Below are 22,419 nucleotides of genomic sequence, written 5' to 3' on the forward strand. Positions count from 1 at the left end.
GCGTCACGCCCGCTTGCGGGCTTCCTCGTCCACGAGGTCCTTCTTCGAGAGCTTGCCCACTGCGGTCTTGGGCAGCTCCGCGCGAATTTCGAGCGCGCCGATCATCTCGTGCTTGCCGAGGCGGTCCTTCAGGAAGGCCTTGAGCGCATCGAGCGTCAACTCGCCCGCGCCTTCCTTCAGCTTCACGAAGGCCTTGGGCGACTGGCCGCGGTATTCGTCGGGTATGCCGATCACGCACACCTCGGCCACGGCGGGGTGCTCGTACACCGCTTCTTCCAGCACGCGCGGATAGACGTTGTAGCCGCCGCACAGCAGCATGTCCTTGGTGCGGTCGACGATGTAGAAATAGCCGTCGGCGTCCATCTTCGCGACGTCACCGCTGCGGAAGTAGCCGTCGGACGTCATCGACTCGGCGGTGGCCTTGGGGTTGTTCCAGTAGCCCTTCATCACGTTCGGGCCCTTGATGCAGAGCTCGCCCGCTTCGCCGAACGCGGTGACGTCCTTCGAAGGATCGTCCAGGCTCACGAGCTTGATGCGTACCTGCGGCAGCGGCATGCCGCACGAGCCCGCCTTGCGCACGCCGCGCGCGGGCGTGAAGGTGCCCACGGGCGAGGTCTCGGTCATGCCCCAGCCTTCGTTCAGGTGGCAGCCGGTGAGTTCGAAGAAGCGCTGCTCCACCTCCACCGGCAGCGGCGCGCCGCCGGAGCCGCAGAACTTGAGCGAGCGCAGGTCCATTTCCTTCGCCTTGGGGTGCGAGAGGATGGCGGTGTACATCGTCGGCACGCCGGGGAACACGCTGATCCTGCTGGCCGCGAGCTCGTTCATCACCGCGTCGACGTCGAAGCGGGTGTGCAGCACCAGCGCGGCGCCCAGGCGCACGCCGAGCAGCATGGCGGCGCTCAGCGCGAATATGTGGAACAGCGGCAGCACGACCAGGAAGCGCTCGCTGCCCTCGTCGAGGATCGGCGGATCGCCCTTGGTCGACTCGTAATACTGCGCCGAGGCCGAAGTGAGGTTGGCGTGCGTGAGCATCGCGCCCTTGGGCAGGCCGGTGGTGCCGCCGGTGTACTGCAGCACGACGATCTCTTCCGCGAGATCGCCGAGCGGATAGGTCTGGTGCGTGCCTTCGCTCTTGAGCAGGTCGGTGAAGCGCAGGTGGCGGTCGTCGGTGGGCACGGGCGCGATCTGGCCGGCTCCCTGCAACTGGGCCTGCACCTTGTCGCCCGCAGCGCCGTAGTCGCCGAGGCTGCCGACCACGAGCTTGCGCAGGCGCGAGCTGTCGAGCAGGCGCGCCATCTGCGGGTACAGGTTGACGAGGTCCAGCGTGATCAGGATGTCTGTGCGGCTGTCCTCGATCTTGTGGGCCAGCACGCGCTCGGCGTCGAGCGGCGAGTAGTTCACCACCGTGCCGCCGGCCTTCAGCACCGCGAAGAAGGCGATGGGGTAGTGGGGCGTGTTCGGCAGGTACAGGCCTACGTGCACGCCGGGCTTCACGCCCAGGTCCTGCAAACCCTTGGCGGCGCGTTCGACCGCCGCACCCAACTCGCGGTAGGTGATGGCCTGGCCCATGAACTCCACGGCCGAATGCGCGGGCCAGCGCGCGACTGCTTCGTCGAGCATCTGCTGCACCGGCTTGACGGGCAACTCGGCGTCCCAGCGCATGCCGGGCGGGTAGTTGCGCGTCCAGGGGGTGTCGTTGCCGGGCTGGGCGGCGGGGGAGGGGGTGGCCATGCGTCTTGTCTCCGCTGTGCTTTTGCGGCACTTTAGCGCCGGCCTTTCGCATCGTGGGGCGGCAGCTGACAAGGCGGCGACACGGGTTTTCCCGATTTCCCACACGCCGGGAGCCCCTAACGCGAGGCTGGGACAATGGCGGGCTTATGGCAAAGCAACGGATCGTGGTGGGACTGAGCGGCGGAGTGGACTCCGCGGTGACGGCGCACCTGCTCAAGCAGCAGGGGCACGAGGTGGTCGGCATCTTCATGAAGAACTGGGAAGACGACGACGACAGCGAATACTGCTCGTCGAACATCGATTTCGTGGACGCGGCCAGCGTGGCCGACGTTTTGGGCATCGAGATCGAACACGTCAACTTCGCGGCAGACTACAAGGACCGCGTGTTCGCCGAGTTCCTGCGCGAATACAAGGCCGGCCGCACGCCGAACCCCGACGTGCTGTGCAACGCCGAGATCAAGTTCAAAGCGTTTCTCGACCATGCCATGCGGCTGGGCGCCGAGAAGATCGCCACCGGGCACTACGCGCGCGTTCGCCTGAACGAGGCCACCGGTAAGCACGAGCTGCTGAAGGGGCTCGATCCGTCGAAGGACCAGAGCTATTTCCTGCACCGCCTGAACCAGGCGCAGCTGTCGAAGACGCTGTTCCCGGTGGGCGAGCTGCACAAGACCGAGGTGCGCCGCATCGCGGAGGAAATCGGCCTGCCCAATGCGAAGAAAAAGGACTCGACCGGCATCTGCTTCATCGGCGAGCGGCCGTTCCGCGATTTCCTCAACCGCTACATCTCCAAGGAGCCGGGCCCGATCAAGGACGACCGCGGCCGCAAGCTGGGCGAGCACCAGGGGCTGAGCTTCTACACGCTGGGGCAGCGGCAGGGGCTGGGCATCGGCGGCGTGAAGGAAAAGGGCGCGCAGAGGGGCTCGGGCGACCATTCGCCCTGGTTCGTGGCGCGCAAGGACGTCGAGAAGAACACGCTCTGGGTGGTGCAGGGGCATGACCATCCGTGGCTGCTGTCGTCGGAGCTGAGGGCTGATGATGCGAGTTGGGTGTCGGGCGAGGTGCCCGCCGCCGGGAGCTACGGCTCGAAGGCGCGCTACCGGCAGGCCGACGCGGCCTGCGAGATGGGGGCGGGCGATGGCGGCAACGCGGCGGCGTTCAGCCTGCGCTTCGGCGAGGCGCAGTGGGCCGTGACGCCGGGCCAGTCTGCGGTGCTGTACGACGGGGAACGCTGCCTGGGCGGCGGCGTCATCGTCTGATTCAGGGAGCCGAGCGCACCGATTCGTCGACCTGCACGAGTTCGAGCGGGTAGCGCTTGCCGGCGAGGTAGTCCTCCACGCACTGCAGCAGCAGTGGGCTGCGATGCCGCGCCACGCTGGCGCGGATCTCGTCCGGCGTCATCCAGAGGGTGCGCACGATGCCGTCGTCCAACGCGCGGCCTTCTTCGAAGGCGCCCAGCGTGCCGGTGAAGCAGAAGCGCATGTAGGTCACGTCTTCGCCGCGCTCGGCCAGCGGTCGGGAGCGCGCCATGTAGACGCCGACCAGCGCCGTGGGCGTGAAGTGGTGGGCGGTTTCCTCGAGCGTCTCGCGCACGCAGCCCTCGGCCGGCGATTCGCCGGGGTCGAGGTGGCCGGCGGGCGTGTTGAGCCTCAGGCCGTCCCCGGCCTGTTCTTCGACGAGCAGGAAGCGTCCGTCGCGTTCGATCACCGCAGCCACGGTGACATTGGGTTTCCAGCGCGTGGCGGCAGCCATCTTTTCCTGTCCTTGCTCTGTTTTAGCGCAGCACGTAGCCGCTGAAGCGCCACATGCGGTCGTGGTCGAGGTGAAAGCTCACGAGTTCGCGCAGCGTGCTGTCGGGCCGGTTGGCGAAGCGGGTTTCGTATTCGATGCTGACGTATTGGCCTGCGGTGTCGTCGTCGGGGTCGGTCACGACCTGGCGGTTGACCGAAACCCATGTGCGCATGCGCGGCGCGCCGAGTGGCGCCCGGCTGCTGGCGACCTGGTTGATGAAGTCGGCGCGCGGCACGCGCTTGCGGGTGGCGGCCGTGGCTCCGTCCCATAGTTCGCCAGCCTTGCCTTGGTCGATCATCTGGATCGCCTGCATCCCGCCTCGCACCATGTCGCCGGCCTCGACCTCCTGCGCGGTGGCCGGCCCGATCCAGCTCCAGAGCAGCATGGCGGCGAGCAGCAGCCTGATCATGGGTTTCATTCGTCTCGTCTCGTTTCGATACGTCCAAAGACCGTTGGAGACTTTAGCGTGGCAGAGATTCCCGGGGGCTTTTCAGCGCATGTTGCCGACCTTGAACGTGGTGTTCTCGTCGATCGTCTCGAGCCGGTAGCCCAGGCCGTAGATCGCCAGCAGCAGGAAGCCATTGGAAGGACGCAGGTCGAGCTTGGTGCGCAGCCGCGAGACATGAGTGTCGAGCGAGCGCGACAGCGCCTCGATGCCCAGCCCCCACACGGCTTCGTGCAGGTGCTCGCGCGACAGCAGCCGCCCGAGGTTCTGGAACAGGAACAGCGCCAGTTCGTACTCGCGGTTCTTCAGTTCGACCTCCTTGCCGTGCACTTTCAGTACCCGTGAAGGCGGGTAGAAGTGATAGGGCCCGAACACCAGTTCGGCCTCGTGGCGGGAGGGGTAGGAGCGGCGAAACAGCGCATTGACGCGGGCTTCGAGCTCGCCTGCCCTGATGGGCCTGGCCATGAAGTCGTCGGCGCCGGCGTTGAGCCCTTCGACCATGTCGTCCTCGTCGCGACGGTCGGTCACGAAGAGGATGGGAAGCCGGCTCTTCAGATCGAGCCGGATGGTCTTCACCACGTCGGGGCCCGCCATGTCGGGCAGGTTCCAGTCGAGTATGAGCAGATCGAAGGTCTGCCGGCGCAGCGACTGCAGCAGCACCCTTCCTGCGGTGAACGTATGGCACTCATGGCCGAGCGCCACCATGGTTTGATTGATCAGCCTGCGTTGGTCCGGGCCGTCGTCGAGTACAGCAATACGCATTCCTTCCCTCTTTTTCCTCCCTTCGCCAGCCTCCATGAGCTGGCGATAGGAGCCAAAGTCTATCCACCCGGAACTGACGCAAGAAAAAGCGAGATGCAACTAATGCACGCTATTCTGATTTTTCTAAATCAATCTAATATCATTTAGCTACTTTTAAGCACAGATATTGAATTATTAAATCAACGGTTCTATTGACTTGTTAGCCAACTTGTTAATTCAAGGCGTTTGCCGGAGGCTTGCTGTGGTGTCCAGGTCAATCCGAGTGCCCGGTGGCAGGCTATCGAATACCCGAATTTGCTATCAATTGAATAGCTGTTATGCCAGCAGGCACAGGCCTTCCAAAAGAAAGCGGGAAGTGAATTTGCGCGACAACGGCGGCCTGTAATCTTGCTGTAAGCTCTGCCCGCATTCCGTGTGCCCCCCTTGCTCTGAGGAGAACTCTATGCTGATAGGCGTGCCTGCCGAGACCGTGGCTGGCGAAACCCGAGTGGCCGTGACACCCGAGACGGTGAAGAAACTGTCGGCCTCAGGGCACACGGTGCGCGTGCAGTCGGGGGCTGGCGTTGCAGCCAGCGTGACCGATGCGGCGTACCAGGCCGCGGGGGCAGAGATCACCGACCAGGCCGGCGCCTTCGGTGCCGACGTGGTGCTCAAGGTGCGCACGCCCACCGACTCGGAAACCGCGCTGCTGAAGTCCGGCGCCGTCGTCATCGGCATGCTCAACCCCTTCGATGCCGCCGGCCTGCAGCGCCTGGCCGCAGCCGGCGTCACCGCCTTCGCTCTGGAAGCCGCGCCGCGCACCACGCGCGCCCAGAGCATGGACGTGCTCTCTTCGCAGGCCAACATCGCCGGCTACAAGGCCGTGATGATCGCGGCCGACAAATACCAGCGCTTCTTCCCCATGCTCATGACGGCCGCCGGCACTGTGAAGGCCGCGCGCGTCGTGATCCTGGGCGTCGGTGTTGCCGGCCTGCAGGCCATTGCGACGGCCAAGCGCCTGGGCGCCGTCATCGAGGCGTCCGACGTGCGTCCGAGCGTGAAGGAGCAGATCGAATCGCTGGGCGGCAAGTTCATCGAGGTGTCCTACGACACCGATGAAGAAAAGGAAGCCGCCGTCGGCGTCGGCGGCTATGCCAAGCCGATGCCCGCGAGCTGGCTGGCGCGCCAGCAGGTCGAGGTGGCCAAGCGCGTGGCGCTGGCCGACATCGTCATCAGCACCGCCCTCATCCCCGGGCGCGCCGCACCGACGCTCATCACCGAGGACATGGTCAAGGCCATGAAGCCGGGCTCGGTGATCGTCGACATCGCCGCCGGCAAAGGTGCCGATGGCATCGGCGGCAACTGCCCCCTCTCCGAAGCCGACAAGACGGTGGTCAAGCACGGCGTGACCATCGTGGGCGAGACCAACCTCGCCGCGCTCGTGGCGGCCGATGCCTCGGCGCTCTATGCGCGCAACGTGCTCGACTTCCTCAAGCTCATCGTCACCAAGGAGGGCGCGCTGAAGATCGACCTCGAGGACGACATCGTCGCCGCCTGCCGCATGACGCAGGACGGCCAGGTCACCCGCAAGTAGCCAGCGAACACGCGAGGAGAAGAGCAAATGGATCCCGTATCCCATACCGTCATCAACCTGATCATCTTCGTGCTGGCCATCTACGTGGGCTACCACGTGGTGTGGACCGTCACCCCCGCGCTGCACACGCCGCTGATGGCGGTGACCAACGCGATCTCGGCCATCGTGATCGTGGGCGCCATGCTGGCGGCCGCACTCACCACCACGCCGCTGGGCAAGACCATGGGCGTGCTGGCCGTGGCGCTGGCCGCGGTGAACGTCTTCGGCGGCTTCCTGGTCACGCGGCGCATGCTGGAGATGTTCAAGAAGAAAGAGAAGAAGACAGCCGCCCCCAAGGCTGAAGAGGGAGCCGTCAAGTGAGCATGAACCTCGTCACGCTGCTGTACCTGGTGGCCAGCGTCTGCTTCATCCAGGCCTTGAAGGGCCTGAGCCATCCCACCACCTCGATCCGCGGCAACATCTTCGGCATGACCGGCATGGCGATCGCCGTGCTGACGACCATCGCGCTGATCCACGGGCTGACGCGTTCGCTCGGTGTGAACTTCGCCACCGGCATCGGCTGGGTGCTGGCGGCAGTGGTGGTCGGCGGCGGCCTGGGCGCCTTCATGGCCAACAAGGTCGAGATGACCAAGATGCCCGAGCTGGTGGCCTTCATGCACAGCATGATCGGCCTGGCGGCGGTGTTCATAGGCGTGGCCGCGGTGGCCGAGCCCTGGGCCTTCGGCATCACGGCCGCGCCCGTGGCCGCGCTCATCGGCGCGCAGACGCCCGACGGCGCCGTCATCCTCGACGGCTTCGTGCGCTACGCCATTCCCTACGGCAACCGCCTGGAGCTGTTCCTGGGCGCGGCCATCGGCGCCATCACCTTCAGCGGCTCGGTCATCGCCTTCGGCAAGCTGTCGGGCAAGTACAAGTTCCGCCTGTTCCAGGGCGCGCCGGTGCAGTTCAAGGGCCAGCACATGCTCAACCTGGTGCTGGGCCTCTTGACCGTCGCGCTGGGCCTGCTGTTCGTGGCCACCGAGAGCTGGGGCGCGTTCTTCGCGATGCTGGCGCTGGCCTTCGTGATGGGCGTGCTCATCATCATCCCGATCGGCGGGGCGGACATGCCGGTGGTGGTGTCGATGCTCAACAGCTACTCGGGCTGGGCGGCCGCGGGCATCGGCTTCAGCCTGAACAACGCGATGCTGATCGTGGCGGGCTCGCTGGTGGGCTCCTCGGGTGCGATCCTGAGCTACATCATGTGCAAGGCCATGAACCGCTCGTTCTTCAACGTGATCCTGGGCGGCTTCGGCGGCGAGGCGGCCACGACCGGCGGTGCGGCCAAGGAGCAGCGCCCGGTGAAGACCGGCAGCGCCGACGACGCGGCCTTCGTGCTGGGCAACGCCGAAACGGTGGTGATCGTGCCCGGCTACGGCCTTGCGGTGGCACGCGCGCAGCATGCGGTGAAGGAACTTGCGCAGAAGCTCACCGACAAGGGCATCACCGTGAAGTACGCCATCCACCCGGTGGCGGGCCGCATGCCCGGCCACATGAACGTGCTGCTGGCCGAGGCCGAGGTGCCCTACGACCAGGTGTTCGAGATGGAGGACATCAACGGCGAGTTCGGCCAGGCCGACGTGGCGATCATCCTGGGCGCCAACGACGTGGTGAACCCGGCCGCGCACACCAAGGGCAGTCCGATCTACGGCATGCCCATCCTTGAGGCCTACAAGGCCAAGACCGTCATCGTGAACAAGCGCTCCATGGCCGCCGGTTATGCGGGCCTGGACAACGAGCTGTTCTACATGGACAAGACCATGATGGTCTTTGGGGATGCTAAAAAAGTAGTGGAAGATATGGGCAAGGCCATCGAATAGGCCCGGGTCCGTGCCGCGCCGAGCGGCGCGCTTCCTCTCGGCGCCACTTAGTGCGCCGTTTTCGTTTTCAACAGTCCGACCCCGGAGGAGACAAATCCAATGACCGATCGTCCCTGGCTCAGCAGCTACCCGCAGGGTGTGCCCGCAGATATCGATGCATCGCACTACCCTTCGCTGGTTGCGCTCATGGAAGAGAGCTTCTCGAAGTACGCCGACCGCACGGCCTACAGCTTCATGGGCAAGGACATCAGCTACGGCGAGACCGACAGGCAGAGCAAGGCCTTTGCGGCCTACCTGCAGGGACTGGGCCTGGTGAAGGGCGACCGCGTTGCCGCGATGATGCCCAACTGTCCGCAGTACCCGATCGCGGTCGCGGCCATCCTGCGCGCCGGCCTGATCCTGGTCAACGTGAACCCGCTCTACACGCCGCGCGAACTCGAGCACCAGCTCAAGGACTCTGGCGCGAAGGCCATCGTCATCATGGAGAACTTCGGCACCACGCTGCAGCAGTGCATCGCGTCCACGCCGATCAAGCACGTCGTGCTGGCCTCCATGGGCGACCGCCTCGGCTTCCTGAAGGGCGCGCTGGTCAACTACGTGGTGCGCAACGTCAAGAAGCTGGTGCCCCACTTCAGCCTGCCCGGTGCGGTGCGCTTCAACGACGCGCTCGACAAGGGCGCGAGCGGCTCGCTCAAGCCGGCGGCCATCGGCCCTGACGACGTGGCCGTGCTGCAGTACACCGGCGGCACCACCGGCGTGTCGAAGGGCGCGGTGCTGCTGCATCGCAACGTGATCGCCAACGTGCTGCAGTCCGAAGCCTGGAACGAGCCGGCCATGGCCAAGGTGCCGGCCAACGAGCAGCCCACGGGCGTGTGCGCGCTGCCGCTGTATCACATCTTCGCGTTCACGGTCGGCATGATGCTGAGCATGCGCACGGGCGGCAAGCTGATCCTGATCCCGAATCCGCGCGACATCCCTGCCGTGCTGAAGGAACTTTCGAAGCACACGATCCACAGCTTCCCGGCCGTCAACACGCTGTTCAACGGCCTGGCGAACCACCCCGACTTCAACACCGTCAACTGGAAGAACCTGAAGATCTCGGTGGGTGGCGGCATGGCCGTGCAGGCTGCGGTGGCCAAGCTCTGGCTCGAGAAGACCGGCTGCCCCATCTGCGAAGGCTACGGCCTGTCGGAGACCTCGCCGTCGACCACCTGCAACCCGACCAACAGCACCGCCTACACCGGCACCATCGGCCTGCCGCTGCCGAGCACCTGGCTCAAGCTGCTCGATGACGAAGGCAACGAAGTGCCCATGGGCGAGCGCGGCGAAATCGCGATCAAGGGCCCGCAGGTGATGGCCGGCTACTGGCAGCGTCCCGACGAGACCGCCAAGGTCATGACGCCCGACGGCTACTTCAAGAGCGGCGACATCGGCGTGGTCGACGAGCGCGGCTACTTCAAGGTAGTCGACCGCAAGAAGGACATGATCCTGGTGTCGGGCTTCAACGTGTATCCGAACGAGGTGGAAGATGTGGTGGCACTGATTCCGGGCGTGCTCGAATGCGCCGCGGTCGGCGTGCCCGACGAGAAGACCGGCGAGGCCGTGAAGCTCGTGATCGTGAAGAAAGACCCGTCGCTCACCGAGGCGCAGGTGCGCGAATATTGCCGGGCAAACCTTACGGGTTACAAGCAGCCGCGAATCGTAGAGTTTCGTACCGACATGCCGAAGACGCCGGTCGGCAAGATCCTGCGCCGCGAGTTGCGCGACGCCAAAAAGTAAGGGTTCGGCCCGGGTAGGGCCACGGCATCGATCTTGCATATTCGCGGGTCGATGTTTCGATTCATTCTGACCCGCGTGAGCTTGCTGGTGCCGACCTTCATCGGCATGACGCTGCTCGCCTTCTTTCTCATCCGGCTCGTACCCGGCGACCCCATCGAGACGATGGCCGGCGAGCGTGGCATCGACCCCGCGCGCCACGCCGAGCTGCGCACCGCCTACGGCTTCGACAAGCCGGTGATCGTGCAGTACGGCATCTACATCGGCCGCGTGCTGCACGGCGACCTGGGCAAGTCGCTCATCACGCAGGACACGGTGATGAGCGAGTTCCTGGCGCTCTTCCCGGCCACCGTCGAGCTCGCGGTCTGCGCGATTCTTTTTGCGCTGCTGCTGGGCCTGCCGGCCGGCATCCTGGCGGCGGTGCGGCGCAACTCCATCTTCGACCACGGCGTGATGGCCACGTCGCTGACCGGCTACTCGATGCCGATCTTCTGGTGGGGGCTGCTGCTGATCCTGTTCTTTTCGGTGCAGCTCGGCTGGACGCCGGTGTCGGGGCGCATTGCAGTGCAGTACTACATCGAGCCCGAGACCGGCTTCCTGCTGATCGACTCGCTGCGCGCCGGCGACACCGGCGCATTCTGGTCGGCCCTGCATCACCTGATATTGCCGGCCGTCGTGCTCGGCACCGTGCCGCTCGCAGTGATCGCGCGCATGACGCGCTCGGCCATGCTCGAGGTGCTCGGCGAGGACTACATCCGCACCGCGCGCGCCAAGGGCCTCTCGCGCTTTCGCGTGGTCGGGTTGCACGCGCTGCGCAATGCGCTCATTCCGGTGGTGACGGTGATCGGCCTTCAGGTGGGCGTGCTGTTCACCGGCGCGATCCTCACCGAGACCATCTTCTCGTGGCCGGGCGTCGGCAAGTGGCTCATCGAGGCCATCGGCCGGCGCGACTACCCGGTGCTGCAAGGCGGCATGCTGCTGCTCGGCGGCATCGTGATGCTGGTGAATCTTCTTGTCGACGTGGCCTATGGCGTCATCAACCCGCGCATCCGGCGCTGAGCTCATGGCCTCGACACAAACCATTTCCACCGGTGCGAAAAGCACCGCCCCTCCCGGCCCCTGGCGCGAGTTCTGGACGGCCTTCTCGGCCAACCGCGGCGCGGTCATCGGGCTTGTCACCATCGTGCTGCTGTTGCTGGTCGCGCTGTTCGCGCCATGGATCGCGCCGCATGCGCCGAACGAAACCAACAGTGCCGTGTTCCTGCTGCCGCCGGCATGGCAGCAGGGCGGCTCCATGAGCTACCTGCTGGGCACCGACGCCATCGGGCGCGACATTCTTTCGCGGCTCATGTACGGCGCACGGCTGTCGCTGTCGATCGGTGTCGCGGTGGTGGCGATTTCGGTGGTCGCGGGCGTGGTGCTCGGGCTGATCGCGGGCTTCTTCCGCGGCGTGCTCGAGATCGCGATCATGCGGCTGATGGACATCGTGCTCACGCTGCCGAGCCTGCTGCTGGCCATCGTGATCGTCGCCATCCTCGGACCGGGGCTGGTCAACGCGATGCTGGCGGTGGCCATCGTGGTGCTGCCGCACTATGTGCGCATCACGCGCGCAGCGGTCATTGCCGAGGTTTCGCGCGACTACGTGACCGCCGCGCGCGTGAGCGGCGCCGGCACGCTGCGCCTGATGTTCCGCGAGGTGCTGCCCAACTGTGCCGCGCCGCTGATCGTGCAGGCCTCGCTCGGCATCTCCACGGCCATCCTCGACGCGGCGGCGCTCGGCTTCCTGGGCCTCGGCGCGCAGCCACCGTCGCCCGAGTGGGGAACCATGCTGGCCGATGCGCGCGAGTTCGTGCTGCGCGCGTGGTGGGTCGTCACCTTTCCGGGTCTTGCGATCCTCATGGCCGTGCTGGCCTTCAACCTGCTGGGTGACGGCTTGCGCGATGCGCTCGACCCCAAGCTCAAACGCTAGCATGAAGCACACCCCCAGGCTTGCCCACTCCGTGTGGCCTCCTACCCCCTTCTTGCAGGGGGCAACACGAGCGGCCCGGCAAAGCCGGTTCCGCGGTGTTCCTGGAAAAGGCCTTTCGGGACGGAGCCACTGATATGCCTTTGCTTGATATCAAGGATCTTCACGTCGAGTTCCCCACGCAAGGCGGCGTGCTGCACGCAGTCGATGGCGTGAGCCTCACGCTCGAAGAAGGCGAGGTGCTCGGCATCGTCGGCGAATCGGGCTCGGGCAAGAGCGTCACGATGATGGCGCTGATGGGCCTGGTGGGCTTCCCGGGCCGCGTTCGCGCGGAACACATGCGCTTTGCCGGCAAGGAACTGCTGGGCATTTCCGACAAGGCGCGGCGCTCGCTGGTCGGCAAGGAGGTCGCGATGATCTTCCAGGAGCCGACCACCAGCCTCAACCCGTGCTTCACCATCGGCTTCCAGCTGATGGAGACATTGCGGCTGCACCTTAAGCTCGACAAGCGCGATGCGAAGCGCCGTGCGACAGAGCTGCTCGAACAGGTCGGCATTCCCGCCGCGTCGTCGCGCCTGGGCAGCTATCCGCACCAACTCTCGGGCGGCATGAACCAGCGCGTGATGATCGCGATGGCCATCGCCTGCAATCCGCGCCTGCTGATCGCCGACGAGCCGACCACCGCGCTCGACGTCACCATCCAGGCGCAGATCCTCGACCTGCTGCGCGACCTGCAGAAGGAGCGCGGCATGGCGCTGGTGCTCATCACGCACAACATGGGCGTGGTGAGCGAGATGGCGCAGCGCATCGCGGTGATGTACGCGGGCCAGGTGATGGAGCACCAGCGCGTCGACCGGCTCTTCGCATCGCCGCAGCACCCCTACACCGAGGCACTGCTCGCGGCATTGCCCGAGCGCGTCGCGCCCGAGGGCCGGCTCGCCACCATCAGCGGCATGGTGCCGGGCGTGCACGACCGGCCGGCGGGCTGCCTGTTCGCGCCGCGTTGCGGCTATGTCACCGAGCGCGCCTGCCACGTGCGCCCGGCGCTGCGCGAATGGCAGGGCGCGGAAGTGCGATGCCACTTTCCGCTCGGCGAGCCGGGGCGCAAGGCGGCCATCGAAAGCGATCCGCCCAAGCGGCGAGCGGCCGACGAGGTGCTGCTATGAGCGAAGCATCGGCCGGTACATCGACCGAAGTGGTCGTCGAGGCGACCCACCTGCAGCGTACCTACGACATCCGCCGTGGCATGTTCCGTGCGCCGTCGCATCTGCGCGCGGTGGGCGACATCTCTTTCCGCATCGAGCGCGGCCGCACGCTGGCCGTGGTCGGCGAATCGGGCTGCGGCAAGTCGACGCTCGCGCGCATGGTCGCGCTGATCGAGAAGCCGACGGCGGGCCAGCTCATGCTGGTCGGCGCCGATGCGGTGAACCCGCCGCCGGAGCGCAAGCGCGAGCTGCGGCAGGCCGTTCAACTGGTGTTCCAGAACCCGTACGGCTCGCTCAATCCGCGCAAGAAGATTTCGGCGGTGCTCGAAGACCCGCTGGCCATCAACACCACCATGGGCAAGCAGGAGCGCGCAGCCAAGGCGCGCGAGATGCTGGCGCGCGTGGGCCTGCGGCCCGAGTACGCCAACCGCTATCCGCACATGTTCTCCGGCGGCCAGCGCCAGCGCATCGCCATTGCGCGCGCGTTGATGCTGAACCCGCGCCTGCTGGTGGCCGACGAGCCTGTGTCGGCGCTCGACGTGTCGATCCAGGCGCAGGTGCTGAACCTGCTGGCCGACCTGCAGGCCGAACTGGGGCTGGCGTATCTCTTCATCTCGCACGACCTTGGCGTGGTGCGGCACATCGCGCACGACGTGCTCGTGATGTACCTCGGCCATGCTGTGGAGCAGGGGCCCAAGTCACGCATCTTCGCGCGGCCGTTGCATCCCTATACGCAGGCGTTGCTGGCTTCCACGCCGGGGCTCAGCAGCCAGCGCATCGTGCTCAAGGGCGAACTGCCTTCGCCGCTGAATCCGCCCACGGGTTGCGTGTTCAGCACGCGCTGCCCGCATGTGGCCCAGCGCTGCCGCGAAGAGCGCCCGCTGCCGCGCATGCTCGACGAGCGGCTGGTGGCATGCCATTTCTCGGAGAAGTTTCTCGAAGGCGCGCCGCTCGTGCGCGCCGATGTTCCGTCGGGCGCCATCGCGATGGCGACGAATCCCTAGCAACCTGCTTTTTCAACCGTGTCCCAAGGAGTCCAAATGAAGACCCAGCCCACCGTTTCGCGCCGCTCACGAAGCCTGGCGCTCCTGGCACCGACAGCGATTGCGGCCCTTACCCTGGCCTGCGGCGCGGTGTCAGCCAAGACGCTGGTGTATTGCTCGGAAGGCAGCCCGGAGAATTTCTATCCGGGCATGAACACCACCGGCACCTCGTTCGACGTGACCACGCAGGTCTACAACACCATCGTCGAGTTCGAGCGCGGCGGCACCAAGGTCGTGCCGGGCCTGGCCGAGAAGTGGGACATCTCCGCCGACGGCACGGTCTACACCTTCCACCTGCGCAAGGGCGTGAAGTGGCACAACACGAGCAAGAGCTTCAAGCCCACGCGCGACTTCAACGCCGACGACTTCATCTTCATGCTCGAGCGGCAATGGAAGGAGAGCGATCCCTTCTTCAAGGTCACGAGCCAGAACCACTCGTACTTCAACGACATGGGCATGCCCAAGCTGCTGAAGACGGTCGACCGCATCGACGACTACACGGTGAAGATCGTGCTCAACCAGCCCGAGGCGCCGTTCCTCGCGAACCTGGCGATGCAGTACGCGGGCATCCAGTCGAAGGAATACGCCATTGCCATGCTGAAGGCCGGCACGCCCGAGAAGGTCGACCAGGACCCGATCGGCACCGGCCCCTTCTACCTGGTGCAGTACCAGAAGGACGCGATCATCCGCTTCAAGGCCTTCCCGCAGTACTGGGGCGGCAAGGCAAAGATCGACGACCTCGTGTTTGCCATCACGCCCGATGCCTCGGTGCGCTGGGCCAAGCTGCAGAAGGGCGAGTGCCACGTCATGCCGTACCCGAACCCGGCCGACCTCGACGCGATCCGCAAGGACCCGAACGTGCAGGTGCTGGAGCAGCCCGGCCTGAACGTGGGCTACCTCTCGTACAACACGACGAAGAAGCCTTTCGACGACGTGCGCGTGCGCAAGGCCATCAACATGGCGATCAACAAGAAGGCCATCATCGACGGGGTGTACCTCACGACCGGCGTGGCCGCGAAGAACCCGATCCCGCCGACCATGTGGTCCTACAACGACGCGGTGAAGGACGACCCGTACGACCCCGAAGCAGCGAAGAAGCTGCTGGCGCAGGCCGGCTACCCCGACGGTTTCTCGACCGACCTGTGGGCCATGCCGGTGCAGCGCCCGTACAACCCGAACGCCAAGCGCATCGCCGAGCTGATGCAGGCCGACCTGGCCAAGATCAACGTCAAGGCAGAGATCAAGAGCTTCGAGTGGGGCGAGTACCGCAAGCGCCTGCAGGCCGGCGAGCACCAGATGGGCATGCTGGGCTGGACCGGCGACAACGGCGACCCGGACAACTTCCTCTACACGCTGCTGGGCTGCGCATCGGCCAAGTCGGCCAGCGGCAGCAACATCTCGAAGTTCTGCTACCAGCCTTACGAAGACCTCGTGGTGAAGGCCAAGAGCGCGACCAAGCAGGCCGACCGCGACGCGCTCTACAAGAAGGCCCAGGTCATCTTCAAGGAGCAGGCGCCGTGGTTCACCATCGCCCACGCGGTGCAGCTGAAGCCGGTGCGCAAGGAAGTAGTCGACTTCAAGCTGAGCCCCTTCGGCCGCCACACTTTCTACGGCGTGGATATCAAGTAACCCCCCAGGCTGCGCGCACTTCGTGTCGCTTCGCCTTCCCCCCTGCTGGGGGCAACACCTGCGGCCCGGCAGAGCCGGTTCCGCGGTGTTTCTGGAAAGAGAAATGTCTTGAGTTTTTTGCCGCGCGCGCCTGTCGCCATCGTCGCTGCCATGCACGAGGAACTGAATGCCCTGCTTGCGCAGATGCCCGACGAGCAGCGTGTGCGCGTGGCGGGGCGCGACTTCTGGGTGGGCCATTTGCAGGGCCAGCCGGTGGTCGCGGTGCTGTCGCGCATCGGCAAGGTCGCGGCGGCGGTGACGGCCACGGTGCTGCTGGAGCGCTTCGGCGTGCGGGCCATCGTGTTCACCGGCGTGGCGGGGGGATTGGCGCCGGGCGTGAAGGTGGGCGACGTGGTCGTGGCCACCGAACTGCTGCAGCACGACATGGACGCCTCGCCGCTTTTCCCGAAGCATGAGGTGCCGCTGATGGGCATGGCGCGCTTCGCGGCCGATGCTGCCATCGGCAACGCGCTGGCGGCCGTGGCGGCCGACGTGCTGCGCGACCCCGTGGCCTTGGTCGGCCAGCAGGCCGTGGATGAATTCAGCCTCCGGCAGCCGAGCGTGCATCGCGGCCTGCTGGTGAGCGGCGACCGCTTCGTCTCGACCACCGCGGAGAGCGAGGCCTTGCAGCGCGAGCTGCCCGATGCGCTCGCGGTCGAGATGGAAGGCGCTGCGATGGCGCAGGTGTGTCACGACTACGGCGTGCCGTTTGCCGCGATGCGCACGATTTCTGACCGCGCCGACGATGCCGCGCATGGCTACTTCGCTCGCTTCGTGGTGGAGGTGGCGAGCCGCTACAGCCTCGCGCTGGTGGGCGCGTGGCTGGCCACGCTGCCCACGGAAGACGCGGCTACTTGAGCCAGCCGCGCCGGCGGAAGTACCACATCGGCACCAGCGCGCTGGCAGCCATCAGCACGATGGCATACGGATAGCCCATGGCCCAGTCGAGCTCCGGCATGAACTTGAAGTTCATGCCGTAGATGCTGGCGATCAGCGTGGGAGGCAGCAGCGCCACGCTGGCCACCGAGAAGATCTTGATGGTCTTGTTCTGGTTGATGTTGATGAAACCGACGGTCGCATCCATCAGGAAGTTGATCTTGTCGAACAGGAAGGCCGTGTGGTTGTCCAGCGACTCGATGTCGCGCAGGATCTGGCGCGCCTCTTCGAACTGCTCGGCGTTGAGCATCTTGCTGCGCATCATGAAGCTGACCGCGCGGCGCGTGTCCATCACGTTGCGGCGGATGCGGCCGTTCAAGTCTTCCTGCCGCGCGATGGCGCCGAGCACCTCGCCGGCCAGCTCGTCGCTCACGTTGCCCGACAGCACTTTCTTGCCGGCCACTTCGAGTTCGTCGTAGATGTTCTCGAGCGTGTCGGCCGAGTACTCGGCGTCGGCGTCGAACAGCTTGAGCATGACTTCCTTGGCGTCCTCGATCAGCCCCGGTGCGCGGCGCGCGCGCATGCGCAGCAGGCGGAACACCGGCACGTCCTCGTCGTGGATCGAGAACAGCACGCCGCGGCTGCGCAGGTCGGTGTTGTGCTGGTTCAGGATGAAAGCGACGCGCACGGTGCGCGGGTTCTCGTCGTCGTCGATCAGGAAGTCGGAGCGGATGTGCAGCTCGCCGTTGTCTTCCTCGTAGAAGCGGGCGGATTCCTCGATGTCCTCGTCCATCGCGTCTTCGGGGATGGACAGGCCGTAGTACTGCTTGATCCAGCGCTTTTCTTCGAGCGTGGGCGATTCGAGGTCGACCCAGATCGGCTGGAACTTGGAAAGCTCTTCGAGCGCCTCGATCTCTTCCTGGACGAGGCGGCCGTTGGCGAGCGTAAAGATGTTGAGCATTGGCTCACTCCCGGGGGTGACTGGACGATGGGCGAGGGAGGGGCGCTTTCAATTCCCGGGCCCGACGTGCGTGAAGAAAACGCGTCAGTGAAAGGGAGTTGAAAGCTGCCGAGACGGGGCGGTTTCCATGGGAAGAGTCTCCGGTTGCAGCGAGGCGCGATTATGTCACCGGCCACATGGCAGCAAGGTGGCTGGACTGGACGGGCATACAGTAAAGTCGTGCCCATGCAGACCGCTGCGCTCCCCGTTCTTTCCACCGCCCCGAAGACCCAGGCCGAGCGCCTGGCCGCCGCGCTGGCCACGCTCAACGACGCGCAGCGCGCGGCGGTCGAGCACGGGGTGGGAGCGGCCATTGCCGAGCGCGACGAGCGGCCGCTGCTCGTCATTGCCGGTGCCGGGTCGGGCAAGACCAGCACGCTGGCGCATCGCGTGGCGCACCTGATAGCCGGCGGCGTCGATCCGCAGCGCCTGCTGCTGCTGACCTTCTCGCGCCGCGCCGCGCAGGAAATGGGCCGGCGCGCCGGCCAGGTGCTGACGAAGGTGCTGGGGCTGAAGTCGGAGGCACCGCCTTCGCTGCCGTGGGCGGGCACCTTCCATGGCATAGGCGCGCGGCTGCTGCGCGAGTACGCCGCGCAGATCGGGCTGGACGAGAACTTCACCATCCATGACCGTGGCGATGCCGAAGACCTGATGGGGCTGGCGCGCCACGAACTGGGCCTGTCTTCCACCGTCAACCGCTTCCCGCGCAAGGGCACCTGCCTGTCGATCTATTCGCGCTGCGTGAACACGCGGGCACCGCTGGCCGAGGTGCTGCGGGAGTCGTTCCCTTGGTGCGGCGAATGGGAGGCCGAGCTGAAGAAGCTGTTCGGCGCCTATGTCGAGGCCAAGCAGCAGCAGAACGTGCTCGACTACGACGACCTGCTGCTCTACTGGGCCGGCATGGTCGCCGAGCCCGCGCTCGCCGCGCACGTCGGCGCGCGCTTCGACCATGTGCTGGTCGACGAATACCAGGACACCAACCTGCTGCAGGCCTCGATCCTGCTGGCGCTCAAGCCCGACGGGCGCGGCGTGACGGTGGTGGGGGACGACGCGCAGTCGATCTACTCGTTCAGGGGCGCCACGGTGCGCAACATCCTCGACTTCCCGTCGCAGTTCACGCAGGACGCGCGCGTGGTCACGCTGGAGCGCAACTACCGCTCGACGCAGCCGATCCTCGACGCCTCGAACCGCGTCATCGCGCAAGCAGCCGAGCGGCACGCCAAGACGCTGTGGACCGACAAGCCATCGGCCGGCAAGCCGCTGCTGGTGCTCGTGCCCGACGAGGCGGAGCAGGCGCGCTGGGTGGCCGACAAGGTGCTGGCGCACCGCGAGGGCGGGCTGGCGCTGAAGTCGCAGGCGGTGCTGTTTCGCACCTCGTCGCACAGCGCGGCGCTCGAACTCGAGCTGACGCGGCGCAACATCCCGTTCGTGAAGTTCGGCGGGCTCAAGTTTCTCGAGGCCTCGCATGTGAAGGACCTGCTCGCAGTGCTGCGTTTCGCGCAGAACCCGCGCGGCCGCATGGCGGGCTTTCGCGTGACGCAGCTGATCCCGGGCATCGGGCCCGTCACCGGCACGCGGCTGCTCGACGCGATGGACCAGGCCGCCGACCCGGTGGCCGCCGTGCGCGACTTCGCGCCGCCCTCCGCGGCGCGCGAGCAATGGGCCGATTTCGCCAAGGCCTACGAGGCGCTGCGCTCTCCTGCGCTCGCATGGCCGGCCGACGTGGAGGTGGCGATGGCCTGGTATCAGCCGCACCTGGAGCGGCTGTACGAAGACACCTCGGGCGTGCGGCGCGCCGACGTCGAGCAGCTTTCGCGGCTGGCCGCCGGCTACGGTTCGCGCGAACGCTTCCTGACCGAACTGACGCTCGATCCGCCCGAGGCCACCAGCGACCGACCGGGGCCGCCGCTGCTCGACGAGGACTACCTGATCCTCTCGACCATCCATTCGGCCAAGGGGCAGGAGTGGAACTCGGTGCATGTGATCAACGTGGTCGACGGCTGCCTGCCGGCCGACGTGGCGCAGAGCGCGCACGAGCTGGAAGAAGAACGCCGCCTGCTCTACGTGGCGATGACCCGCGCACGCGACCACCTGCACCTGCTGGTGCCGCAGCGCTTCTACGTCACGCAGCAGTCGGCGCGCGGCGACCGGCATCTGTATGCCAATCGCACGCGCTTCATTGCCGATGCCGACCTCGCGGGCTTCGAGCAGCAGACCTGGCCGCCTCCGCCGGAGCGCCCGCCGGCCGTGCCGCCGCCCACCGCCGTGATCGACCTGCGCAACCGCATGCGCGCCGCCTGGCGCTGAGCTTGTTCGCCGGCCCTCTCGGCGGCAGGGTCTCGGGGTCTTTCCTGTTGAAACACTTTTGAACGAAACGCCGCGGCGCCTGTCCTGCGCGCGGGTGCTGCTATTGATTCGCTAGCGTGCCGCGGGAAACACGCGATGCGGCCGCAGCTTGGGACAACTCTGGTATTGCAATACCGTGACAGCTTGGGCATAGTGAATCGACCCTTCCAGCTTTCTCCTTCTCTTACCCAGTCTCTTCTTCTCTCTCCCTTCCCCACACACCTGTTTCGCCGGCCAAGCTCCATTCCGGAGTGCGGTCATTTCCCCAACCGTCAATTCCAGGAGGTCATTCATGAATTTGACGATCAGCGGTCATCACCTCGACGTCACACCTGCCTTGCGCACCTACGTCACGAGCAAGCTGGACCGGATCACGCGACATTTCGACCAGGTAGTCGATGTCAAGGTGATCCTCACGGTGGAAAAGCAGAAGGAAAAGGAACGCCGCCAAAGGGCGGAGTGCAACATTCACGTCAAGGGCAATGACATGTTCGCGGAGTCGAGCCACGCTGATCTCTACGCTGCGGTCGATGAACTGGTCGACAAGCTCGACCGCCAGGTGGTCCGCCACAAGGACCGCCTGCAAGACCACCATCACGCGGCGCCCAAGCGCCTGATGTAAACCAGAGCCCTCCGGCTCCACCCACAGGCCGCCTTCGGGCGGCTTTTTGTTTTCCGACTATTGCGCTGGGGCATTGCCGCCGTTCAGAGGGCGGGCGAGGCCTCCGGGCAACGTGTAGACAGAAAGTAAATAGGGGGACTGGGGGTTTTTACCAAGCGGGTGCATAATCGCCCCCGCTCTGCACCCACCATGAATCGCCTCGCGTCCATCCTGCCGCCCGCTCAAGTGCTTGTGAGCGTTGACGCTACTAGCAAGAAACGTGCTTTCGAAGAAGCAGGTCTGCTGTTCGAAAGCCTTCACGGCCTGGGACGCGCCCTGATCACCGACAGCCTGTTTGCGCGCGAGCGCCTCGGCTCCACCGGTCTGGGCCACGGCGTCGCCATTCCCCATGGCCGCATCAAGGGCCTCAAGGCGCCGATGGCCGCCGTGTTCCAGCTGGCCAACCCGATCGGCTTCGATGCCCCCGACGAACAGCCCGTCGCTCTCCTGATCTTCCTGCTGGTGCCCGAAGCGGCCACGCAGAAGCATCTTGAAATCCTCTCTGAAATCGCCGAGCTGCTGAGCGACTCCAGCCTGCGCGAGCAGATCAAGTCCAGCACCGACGCCGCCGCCCTGCACGGCCTCATTGCCGGCTGGCACTCCACTCAAATCGCCTGAGCGCATGCGTCGGCACGCGCGGCTGCTGATAAGCTGCGCGGCTTCCTACGTCACTCCAACGCAATGCTGGCGCTGCCGCGCCGGCTCCTGAACGCATGAAGCCGACCGTCATCAGCGCCGATGCCATGTTCGAGGAGTTCCGCGGGTCGCTCCGCTGGGAATGGCTCGCCGGGCTCGGGGCGTCAGAGCGCCAGTTCGACCCCGAAGTCATCAGCCGTGCGCAGTCGGCGGCCGACCTGGTCGGCTACCTCAACTACATCCATCCGTACCGCGTACAGATCCTGGGTGCACGCGAAGTGGCCTACCTGACGCGCGGCAGCCAGGAAGACTGCGCCCGCCGCATTGCCCGCATCGTCACGCTGGAGCCGCCAATGCTGGTGCTGGCCGACGGCCAGGCCGCTCCCGACGAGCTGCTGTCGATCTGCGAGCGCGCGCAGCTGCCGCTCTTTGCCACGCGCGAATCGTCGGCCTTCGTGATCGACCTGCTGCGTGCCTACCTGTCCAAGCACTTCGCCGAGCGCACCTCGATGCACGGCGTGTTCATGGACATCTTGGGCATGGGCGTGATGATCACGGGCGAGTCGGGCCTGGGCAAGAGCGAGTTGGGCCTGGAGCTGATCTCGCGCGGCAACGGCCTCGTGGCCGACGACGCGGTCGACCTCTACCGCATCAACCAGAACACCATCGAGGGGCGCTGCCCCGATCTGCTGCTGAACCTGCTGGAGGTGCGCGGCATCGGCCTGCTGGACATCCGCGCGATCTTCGGCGAGACGGCGGTGCGCCGGAAGATGCGGCTCAAGCTCATCGTGCACCTGGTGCGGCGCGACAGCTTCGAGCGCGACTACGAGCGCATGCCCTCGGCGCCGCTCACGCAGGACGTGCTGGGCATCCCGGTGCGCAAGGTCATCATCCAGGTGGTGGCGGGGCGGAACATCGCCGTGCTGGTGGAAGCGGCAGTGCGCAACTCCATCCTGCAGCTGCGCGGCATCGACACCTATGCCGATTTCGTGGCACGCCACCACAAGGCGATGGAAAACGCCCGCGACAGCGACTGAAAGCAAAAAAGGGGCATGCGCCCCTTTTCTTTTGCGTCCTGTTGCAGGAA

General features: G+C 66.0%; 20 protein-coding genes. 15 read left to right on the forward strand and 5 right to left on the reverse strand.

The features are described 5' to 3' along the window. Nucleotides 1-3: 3 nt before the first annotated feature. A complete protein-coding gene (locus ACWV14_RS02755) occupies nt 4-1,731 on the reverse strand; it encodes a long-chain-fatty-acid--CoA ligase (protein ID WP_454902468.1) in 1,728 nt (575 codons plus the stop codon). A gap of 146 nt (nt 1,732-1,877) precedes the next feature. Here ACWV14_RS02755 and mnmA point away from each other — a divergent pair, with 146 nt between their 5' ends. Continuing rightward, on the forward strand, nt 1,878-2,987 hold the full coding sequence (mnmA, locus tag ACWV14_RS02760; protein WP_454902470.1) for a tRNA 2-thiouridine(34) synthase MnmA: 1,110 nt from the start codon (nt 1,878-1,880) through the stop codon (nt 2,985-2,987). Nucleotide 2,988: 1 nt separating this feature from the next. On the opposite strand, the gene ACWV14_RS02765 is transcribed toward mnmA, so the two are convergent. From ACWV14_RS02765 to ACWV14_RS02775, 3 genes are all read right to left on the reverse strand, one after another. Continuing rightward, the gene (locus ACWV14_RS02765; protein ID WP_454902472.1) at nt 2,989-3,480 is read right to left on the reverse strand and encodes an NUDIX hydrolase; all 492 of its coding nucleotides are present in this window, start codon (nt 3,478-3,480) and stop codon (nt 2,989-2,991) included. 22 nt (nt 3,481-3,502) lie between these two features. Continuing rightward, on the reverse strand, nt 3,503-3,937 hold the full coding sequence (locus ACWV14_RS02770) for a DUF4019 domain-containing protein (protein ID WP_454902474.1): 435 nt from the start codon (nt 3,935-3,937) through the stop codon (nt 3,503-3,505). Nucleotides 3,938-4,009: 72 nt separating this feature from the next. Beyond that, entirely contained in the window at nt 4,010-4,726 is a 717-nt protein-coding gene (locus ACWV14_RS02775) for a response regulator transcription factor (RefSeq protein ID WP_422088628.1), read from the reverse strand. A 442-nt stretch (nt 4,727-5,168) separates the two neighbouring features. Here ACWV14_RS02775 and ACWV14_RS02780 point away from each other — a divergent pair, with 442 nt between their 5' ends. The 10 genes from ACWV14_RS02780 to ACWV14_RS02825 all read left to right on the forward strand — a co-directional run bounded on the left by ACWV14_RS02780 (nt 5,169) and on the right by ACWV14_RS02825 (nt 16,671). Then, nucleotides 5,169-6,299, forward strand: a complete 1,131-nt coding sequence (locus ACWV14_RS02780; protein WP_454902476.1) for a Re/Si-specific NAD(P)(+) transhydrogenase subunit alpha — start codon at nt 5,169-5,171, stop codon at nt 6,297-6,299. A 27-nt stretch (nt 6,300-6,326) separates the two neighbouring features. After that, entirely contained in the window at nt 6,327-6,659 is a 333-nt protein-coding gene (locus ACWV14_RS02785) for an NAD(P) transhydrogenase subunit alpha (RefSeq protein WP_454902478.1), read from the forward strand. Next, nucleotides 6,656-8,155, forward strand: coding sequence for an NAD(P)(+) transhydrogenase (Re/Si-specific) subunit beta (locus tag ACWV14_RS02790; protein WP_422088626.1), 1,500 nt, complete (start codon nt 6,656-6,658; stop codon nt 8,153-8,155). The genes ACWV14_RS02785 and ACWV14_RS02790 overlap by 4 nt, the downstream gene beginning before the upstream one ends. 99 nt (nt 8,156-8,254) lie before the next feature. Further along, nucleotides 8,255-9,934 carry a long-chain-fatty-acid--CoA ligase gene (locus ACWV14_RS02795; protein ID WP_454902479.1) on the forward strand — a complete coding sequence of 560 codons (1,680 nt, stop codon included), beginning with the start codon at nt 8,255-8,257 and terminating at the stop codon, nt 9,932-9,934. 51 nt (nt 9,935-9,985) lie between these two features. Beyond that, nucleotides 9,986-10,990, forward strand: coding sequence for an ABC transporter permease subunit (locus tag ACWV14_RS02800; RefSeq protein WP_285411529.1), 1,005 nt, complete (start codon nt 9,986-9,988; stop codon nt 10,988-10,990). Between the two features lie 4 nt (nt 10,991-10,994). Further along, nucleotides 10,995-11,900, forward strand: a complete 906-nt coding sequence (locus tag ACWV14_RS02805; protein ID WP_454902482.1) for an ABC transporter permease subunit — start codon at nt 10,995-10,997, stop codon at nt 11,898-11,900. A gap of 134 nt (nt 11,901-12,034) precedes the next feature. Further along, on the forward strand, nt 12,035-13,063 hold the full coding sequence (locus ACWV14_RS02810; RefSeq protein WP_454902484.1) for an ABC transporter ATP-binding protein: 1,029 nt from the start codon (nt 12,035-12,037) through the stop codon (nt 13,061-13,063). After that, nucleotides 13,060-14,106 (forward strand): dipeptide ABC transporter ATP-binding protein, encoded by a 1,047-nt coding sequence (locus tag ACWV14_RS02815; RefSeq protein ID WP_454902486.1) that lies wholly within the window; start codon nt 13,060-13,062, stop codon nt 14,104-14,106. The genes ACWV14_RS02810 and ACWV14_RS02815 overlap by 4 nt, the downstream gene beginning before the upstream one ends. Nucleotides 14,107-14,142: 36 nt before the next feature. After that, nucleotides 14,143-15,774, forward strand: coding sequence for an ABC transporter substrate-binding protein (locus ACWV14_RS02820; RefSeq protein ID WP_081270764.1), 1,632 nt, complete (start codon nt 14,143-14,145; stop codon nt 15,772-15,774). A 150-nt stretch (nt 15,775-15,924) separates the two neighbouring features. Further along, nucleotides 15,925-16,671 (forward strand): 5'-methylthioadenosine/adenosylhomocysteine nucleosidase, encoded by a 747-nt coding sequence (locus ACWV14_RS02825; RefSeq protein ID WP_454905992.1) that lies wholly within the window; start codon nt 15,925-15,927, stop codon nt 16,669-16,671. On the opposite strand, the gene corA is transcribed toward ACWV14_RS02825, so the two are convergent. Further along, nucleotides 16,664-17,650, reverse strand: coding sequence for a magnesium/cobalt transporter CorA (gene corA / locus ACWV14_RS02830; RefSeq protein ID WP_081270766.1), 987 nt, complete (start codon nt 17,648-17,650; stop codon nt 16,664-16,666). The two genes, ACWV14_RS02825 and corA, sit on opposite strands and share 8 nt — an antisense overlap. A 225-nt stretch (nt 17,651-17,875) precedes the next feature. Here corA and ACWV14_RS02835 point away from each other — a divergent pair, with 225 nt between their 5' ends. The 4 genes from ACWV14_RS02835 to hprK all read left to right on the forward strand — a co-directional run bounded on the left by ACWV14_RS02835 (nt 17,876) and on the right by hprK (nt 22,369). Continuing rightward, a complete protein-coding gene (locus ACWV14_RS02835; RefSeq protein WP_454902488.1) occupies nt 17,876-19,996 on the forward strand; it encodes an ATP-dependent helicase in 2,121 nt (706 codons plus the stop codon). 331 nt (nt 19,997-20,327) lie between these two features. Beyond that, a complete protein-coding gene (gene hpf / locus ACWV14_RS02840; RefSeq protein ID WP_081270768.1) occupies nt 20,328-20,657 on the forward strand; it encodes a ribosome hibernation-promoting factor, HPF/YfiA family in 330 nt (109 codons plus the stop codon). 189 nt (nt 20,658-20,846) lie between these two features. Continuing rightward, nucleotides 20,847-21,314 carry a PTS sugar transporter subunit IIA gene (locus ACWV14_RS02845; RefSeq protein WP_081270769.1) on the forward strand — a complete coding sequence of 156 codons (468 nt, stop codon included), beginning with the start codon at nt 20,847-20,849 and terminating at the stop codon, nt 21,312-21,314. Between the two features lie 95 nt (nt 21,315-21,409). Next, nucleotides 21,410-22,369 (forward strand): HPr(Ser) kinase/phosphatase, encoded by a 960-nt coding sequence (gene hprK / locus ACWV14_RS02850; protein ID WP_237678285.1) that lies wholly within the window; start codon nt 21,410-21,412, stop codon nt 22,367-22,369. Nucleotides 22,370-22,419: the final 50 nt, after the last annotated feature.

It is taken from the genome of Variovorax durovernensis (genome assembly GCF_977011995.1).

Coding starts and splice junctions, on each gene's coding strand:
- ACWV14_RS02755 (WP_454902468.1), bottom strand. CDS start 1,731: ATGGCCACCCCCTCCCCCGCCGCCCAGCCCGGCAACGACACCCCCTGG.
- ACWV14_RS02770 (WP_454902474.1), bottom strand. CDS start 3,937: ATGAAACCCATGATCAGGCTGCTGCTCGCCGCCATGCTGCTCTGGAGC.
- ACWV14_RS02810 (WP_454902484.1), top strand. CDS start 12,035: ATGCCTTTGCTTGATATCAAGGATCTTCACGTCGAGTTCCCCACGCAA.
- ACWV14_RS02775 (WP_422088628.1), bottom strand. CDS start 4,726: ATGCGTATTGCTGTACTCGACGACGGCCCGGACCAACGCAGGCTGATC.
- ACWV14_RS02835 (WP_454902488.1), top strand. CDS start 17,876: ATGCAGACCGCTGCGCTCCCCGTTCTTTCCACCGCCCCGAAGACCCAG.
- mnmA (WP_454902470.1), top strand. CDS start 1,878: ATGGCAAAGCAACGGATCGTGGTGGGACTGAGCGGCGGAGTGGACTCC.
- ACWV14_RS02780 (WP_454902476.1), top strand. CDS start 5,169: ATGCTGATAGGCGTGCCTGCCGAGACCGTGGCTGGCGAAACCCGAGTG.
- ACWV14_RS02845 (WP_081270769.1), top strand. CDS start 20,847: ATGAATCGCCTCGCGTCCATCCTGCCGCCCGCTCAAGTGCTTGTGAGC.
- ACWV14_RS02805 (WP_454902482.1), top strand. CDS start 10,995: ATGGCCTCGACACAAACCATTTCCACCGGTGCGAAAAGCACCGCCCCT.
- ACWV14_RS02825 (WP_454905992.1), top strand. CDS start 15,925: ATGCACGAGGAACTGAATGCCCTGCTTGCGCAGATGCCCGACGAGCAG.
- hpf (WP_081270768.1), top strand. CDS start 20,328: ATGAATTTGACGATCAGCGGTCATCACCTCGACGTCACACCTGCCTTG.
- corA (WP_081270766.1), bottom strand. CDS start 17,650: ATGCTCAACATCTTTACGCTCGCCAACGGCCGCCTCGTCCAGGAAGAG.
- ACWV14_RS02795 (WP_454902479.1), top strand. CDS start 8,255: ATGACCGATCGTCCCTGGCTCAGCAGCTACCCGCAGGGTGTGCCCGCA.
- ACWV14_RS02800 (WP_285411529.1), top strand. CDS start 9,986: ATGTTTCGATTCATTCTGACCCGCGTGAGCTTGCTGGTGCCGACCTTC.
- hprK (WP_237678285.1), top strand. CDS start 21,410: ATGAAGCCGACCGTCATCAGCGCCGATGCCATGTTCGAGGAGTTCCGC.
- ACWV14_RS02765 (WP_454902472.1), bottom strand. CDS start 3,480: ATGGCTGCCGCCACGCGCTGGAAACCCAATGTCACCGTGGCTGCGGTG.
- ACWV14_RS02815 (WP_454902486.1), top strand. CDS start 13,060: ATGAGCGAAGCATCGGCCGGTACATCGACCGAAGTGGTCGTCGAGGCG.
- ACWV14_RS02820 (WP_081270764.1), top strand. CDS start 14,143: ATGAAGACCCAGCCCACCGTTTCGCGCCGCTCACGAAGCCTGGCGCTC.
- ACWV14_RS02785 (WP_454902478.1), top strand. CDS start 6,327: ATGGATCCCGTATCCCATACCGTCATCAACCTGATCATCTTCGTGCTG.